This window comes from Chryseobacterium sp. WG14 (assembly GCF_024586945.1).
Lineage (GTDB): Bacteria > Bacteroidota > Bacteroidia > Flavobacteriales > Weeksellaceae > Chryseobacterium.
This window is the reverse complement of the sequence record NZ_JALCZD010000026.1, coordinates 1-5,428: the sequence shown is the minus strand read 5'-3', so window position 1 is coordinate 5,428 and position 5,428 is coordinate 1. Positions and strand designations below refer to the sequence as shown.

The following is a 5,428-nucleotide window of genomic DNA, read 5'->3' as shown; positions in this document are numbered from 1 at the left end:
AAATAAACTTTAAATTTTCTTTCGAAAACATTTGGTCATTACGAAATAAAGTTTTACTTTTGCACTCGCAAATATGGAGCGCCACTGACAGAGAGAGTGCTTCATTAAAAAGCGAAAGATATAAAGATCATTGACATACAATATAACAACCAAGTAAGGAAAAACTAAAGCGTCAAACTTTGAGTGAGTCAGACAAACATACAATGGAGAGTTTGATCCTGGCTCAGGATGAACGCTAGCGGGAGGCCTAACACATGCAAGCCGAGCGGTATAGATTCTTCGGAATCTAGAGAGCGGCGTACGGGTGCGGAACACGTGTGCAACCTGCCTTTATCAGGGGGATAGCCTTTCGAAAGGAAGATTAATACCCCATAATATATTAAGTGGCATCACTTGATATTGAAAACTACGGTGGATAGAGATGGGCACGCGCAAGATTAGATAGTTGGTGAGGTAACGGCTCACCAAGTCTACGATCTTTAGGGGGCCTGAGAGGGTGATCCCCCACACTGGTACTGAGACACGGACCAGACTCCTACGGGAGGCAGCAGTGAGGAATATTGGACAATGGGTGAAAGCCTGATCCAGCCATCCCGCGTGAAGGACGACGGCCCTATGGGTTGTAAACTTCTTTTGTATAGGGATAAACCTAGATACGTGTATCTAGCTGAAGGTACTATACGAATAAGCACCGGCTAACTCCGTGCCAGCAGCCGCGGTAATACGGAGGGTGCAAGCGTTATCCGGATTTATTGGGTTTAAAGGGTCCGTAGGCGGACTCGTAAGTCAGTGGTGAAATCTCACAGCTTAACTGTGAAACTGCCATTGATACTGCGGGTCTTGAGTGTTGTTGAAGTAGCTGGAATAAGTAGTGTAGCGGTGAAATGCATAGATATTACTTAGAACACCAATTGCGAAGGCAGGTTACTAAGCAACAACTGACGCTGATGGACGAAAGCGTGGGGAGCGAACAGGATTAGATACCCTGGTAGTCCACGCCGTAAACGATGCTAACTCGTTTTTGGGCTTTGGGGTTCAGAGACTAAGCGAAAGTGATAAGTTAGCCACCTGGGGAGTACGTTCGCAAGAATGAAACTCAAAGGAATTGACGGGGGCCCGCACAAGCGGTGGATTATGTGGTTTAATTCGATGATACGCGAGGAACCTTACCAAGGCTTAAATGGGAATTGACAGGCTTAGAAATAGGCTTTTCTTCGGACAATTTTCAAGGTGCTGCATGGTTGTCGTCAGCTCGTGCCGTGAGGTGTTAGGTTAAGTCCTGCAACGAGCGCAACCCCTGTCACTAGTTGCCATCATTAAGTTGGGGACTCTAGTGAGACTGCCTACGCAAGTAGAGAGGAAGGTGGGGATGACGTCAAATCATCACGGCCCTTACGCCTTGGGCCACACACGTAATACAATGGCCAGTACAGAGGGCAGCTACACAGCGATGTGATGCAAATCTCGAAAGCTGGTCTCAGTTCGGATTGGAGTCTGCAACTCGACTCTATGAAGCTGGAATCGCTAGTAATCGCGCATCAGCCATGGCGCGGTGAATACGTTCCCGGGCCTTGTACACACCGCCCGTCAAGCCATGGAAGTCTGGGGTACCTGAAGTCGGTGACCGTAACAGGAGCTGCCTAGGGTAAAACAGGTAACTAGGGCTAAGTCGTAACAAGGTAGCCGTACCGGAAGGTGCGGCTGGAACATCTCATTTTAGAGCGTTGAAGAACGTTAAACAAATAAGGACACAATGTGTCCATGTACTTACTTAAAGAGAAGCTTTAGTTTTTTATTTGGTTGCTATATATAAAAAATACAAACCCACTAGAAATTAGTATAGGGAAAGAGATACAAGAGCCCAGAGCCAAGACCCAAGACGAATGCAAAAGTCTTGTATCTAGCATCTAGGATCTGTAAGTCTAAAAAGACAGTCTCGTAGCTCAGCTGGTTAGAGCGCTACACTGATAATGTAGAGGTCGGCAGTTCGAGCCTGCCCGAGACTACTAATTGAATTTGAGATTTGTGATTTGAGGTTTGAAATTAATATCAAATATCAAATAAACAATATCAAATTAACCTAGAGGGGGAATTAGCTCAGCTGGCTAGAGCGCCTGCCTTGCACGCAGGAGGTCAAGGGTTCGACTCCCTTATTCTCCACAGTTTTGGAAGACTGATTTAAAAGTTACGGATAGAGCCAAAAACAATATCTGTTCATCAGTTTGACAAGAAGACATTAAGATCATTGACATTAACGGTAAAGACATCACAAAGAGATAACCGAGCACTTTCGAGTGCCGAGTTTATAAAAATATCGATAAATTAAATTTTATCAAAAAATACTGAACTAATTAATAATTAGGAAAGAAATCGTTAAGGGCGTATGGCGGATGCCTAGGCTTTCAGAGGCGAAGAAGGACGTGGTAAGCTGCGAAAAGCTGCGGGGATCGGCACACACGAATTGATCCGCAGATGTCCGAATGGGGCAACCCGTCTGGTTGAAGACCAGTCACTCTAAATTTATTTAGAGAGCAAACCCGGAGAACTGAAACATCTAAGTACCCGGAGGAAAAGAAATCGAAGAGATTCCGTAAGTAGTGGCGAGCGAAAGCGGATTAGCCCAAAAGCTAATTTATGTTTAATAGAATGTTCTGGAAAGAACGGCCGTAGAGGGTGATAGCCCCGTATATGAAAGGCATATTTAAGTGATAAATGAGTAGGGCGGGACACGTGAAATCCTGTCTGAATATGGGGGGACCATCCTCCAAGGCTAAATACTCCTGAAAGACCGATAGTGAACAAGTACTGTGAAGGAAAGGTGAAAAGCACTTCGAATAGAAGGGTGAAATAGAACCTGAAACCGTACGCCTACAAGCGGTCGGAGCACCAATAAGGTGTGACGGCGTGCCTTTTGCATAATGAGCCTACGAGTTAATTTTACTAGCGAGGTTAAGGTATTAAGTACCGGAGCCGGAGCGAAAGCGAGTCTGAATAGGGCGGTTAGTTAGTAGGATTAGACGCGAAACCTTGTGATCTACCCATGGGCAGGTTGAAGCTCTGGTAACACAGAGTGGAGGACCGAACCGGTTGACGTTGAAAAGTCTTCGGATGACCTGTGGGTAGGGGTGAAAGGCCAATCAAACTGGGAGATAGCTCGTACTCTCCGAAATGCATTTAGGTGCAGCGTCGCAAATGAGTTTATTAGAGGTAGAGCTACTGATTGGATGCGGGGGTTTCATCGCCTACCAATTCCTGACAAACTCCGAATGCTAATAAATGTTCTGCGGCAGTGAGGGCATGGGTGCTAAGGTCCATGTCCGAGAGGGAAAGAACCCAGACCAACAGCTAAGGTCCCAAAATATATGTTAAGTTGAAACAACGCGGTTGGACTGCATTGACAGCTAGGATGTTGGCTTGGAAGCAGCCATTCATTTAAAGAGTGCGTAACAGCTCACTAGTCGAGCGGTCCGGCATGGATAATAATCGGGCATAAACATATTACCGAAGCTATGGATTTGTATTTAATAATACATCTGGTAGGAGAGCATTCTATTTGCGCCGAAGCAGTATCGTGAGGTATTGTGGAGCGGATAGAAAAGAAAATGTAGGCATAAGTAACGATAAAGCGGGCGAGAAACCCGCTCACCGAAAGACCAAGGCTTCCTCAGCCATGCTAATCAGCTGAGGGTTAGTCGGGACCTAACGCGAACCCGAAAGGGGTAGTGGATGGACAATGGGTTAATATTCCCATACTTGCTCACACTAAAAAGGGGACGGAGTGCCGTACTTACTGGAGACTGACGGAATAGTCAAGGCCTAGCCTTCGGGCGAAGCTGCTGTAGGGAAAGTGCTTCCAAGAAAAGCCGAAGTGAAGCAACCCGTACCAAAACCGACACAGGTGGTCGAGGAGAGAATCCTAAGGTGCTAGAGTGAATCATGGTTAAGGAACTAGGCAAAATAGTCTCGTAACTTCGGGAGAAGAGACGCCATCAGCAATGGTGGCCGCAGTAAAGAGGCCCAGGCGACTGTTTATCAAAAACACAGGACTCTGCAAAATCGAAAGATGCAGTATAGGGTCTGACACCTGCCCGGTGCTGGAAGGTTAAGGAAGGTGCTTAGGGTTAAACCGAAGGCATTAACTGAAGCCCCAGTAAACGGCGGCCGTAACTATAACGGTCCTAAGGTAGCGAAATTCCTTGTCGGGTAAGTTCCGACCTGCACGAATGGTGTAACGATCTGGGCACTGTCTCAACCATGAGCTCTGTGAAATTGTAGTCTCGGTGAAGATGCCGAGTACCCGCAATGGGACGAAAAGACCCTGTGAACCTTTACTATAACTTCGTATTGACTTTGAGTAAGTAATGTGTAGGATAGGTGGGAGGCTTTGAAGCAGGCACGCTAGTGTTTGTGGAGCCAACGTTGAAATACCACCCTTTACTTACTTGGAGCCTAACTTCTGAGAGGAAGGACATTGCGTGGTGGGTAGTTTGACTGGGGTGGTCGCCTCCAAAAGAGTAACGGAGGCTTTCAAAGGTACCCTCAGCACGCTTGGTAACCGTGCGTAGAGTGTAATGGCATAAGGGTGCTTGACTGTGAGACCAACAAGTCGATCAGGTGCGAAAGCAGGACATAGTGATCCGGTGGTTCCGTATGGAAGGGCCATCGCTCATAGGATAAAAGGTACTCCGGGGATAACAGGCTAGTCTCCCCCAAGAGCTCACATCGACGGGGAGGTTCGGCACCTCGATGTCGGCTCGTCACATCCTGGGGCTGGAGAAGGTCCCAAGGGTTGGGCTGTTCGCCCATTAAAGTGGCACGCGAGCTGGGTTCAGAACGTCGTGAGACAGTTCGGTCTCTATCTATTGCGGGCGTTAGATGTTTGAGAGGGCTTGATTCTAGTACGAGAGGACCGAATTGAACAAACCTCTGGTGTATCAGTTGTTCCGCCAGGAGCACCGCTGAGTAGCTACGTTTGGAAGAGATAAGCACTGAAGGCATATAAGTGCGAAACTCGCCTCAAGATGAGACATCTTTTAAGGGTCGTTGGAGATGACGACGTTGATAGGCTACAGGTGTAAAGACAGTAATGTCATAGCCGAGTAGTACTAATTACCCGTAGATTTATAGCCTAATATGGCGCACGGAAGTGCAGCAAGGTTAGCTCTTTGTGAAAGTTTTTATCGATAAAACAGATAAAAGAACCAAGAGTCAAGAGTCAAGATTAAGTCTTGCATCTTGAATCTGAAACCTCTTTATCTTATATACCTTATTTAGGGTGGTTTTAGCGGTGGGGCTCACCTGTTCCCATTCCGAACACAGAAGTTAAGCCCACCAGCGCCGATGGTACTGCTAACGCGGGAGAGTAGGCCGCCGCCAGTTTTTATTTTATTTTTAAAAATCCTTTATCGTAAGATAGAGGATTTTTTTT

General features: G+C 46.7%; 2 tRNA genes and 3 rRNA genes. All 5 read left to right on the top strand.

The features are described from left to right. Positions 1-200 precede the first annotated feature (200 nt). The 5 genes from MP478_RS22420 (at position 201) to rrf (ending at position 5,379) form a co-directional block, all read left to right on the top strand. A 16S ribosomal RNA gene (locus tag MP478_RS22420) occupies positions 201-1,717 on the top strand. Positions 1,718-1,932: 215 nt separating this feature from the next. Next, a tRNA-Ile gene (locus MP478_RS22415) sits at positions 1,933-2,006 on the top strand. Between the two features lie 80 nt (positions 2,007-2,086). Further along, a tRNA-Ala gene (locus MP478_RS22410) sits at positions 2,087-2,160 on the top strand. A 203-nt stretch (positions 2,161-2,363) separates the two neighbouring features. Continuing rightward, positions 2,364-5,129 (top strand): 23S ribosomal RNA (locus tag MP478_RS22405). A 142-nt stretch (positions 5,130-5,271) separates the two neighbouring features. Continuing rightward, positions 5,272-5,379 (top strand): 5S ribosomal RNA (gene rrf / locus MP478_RS22400). The 16S, 23S and 5S rRNA genes sit together here with 2 tRNA genes alongside, the layout of an rRNA operon. Positions 5,380-5,428: the final 49 nt, after the last annotated feature.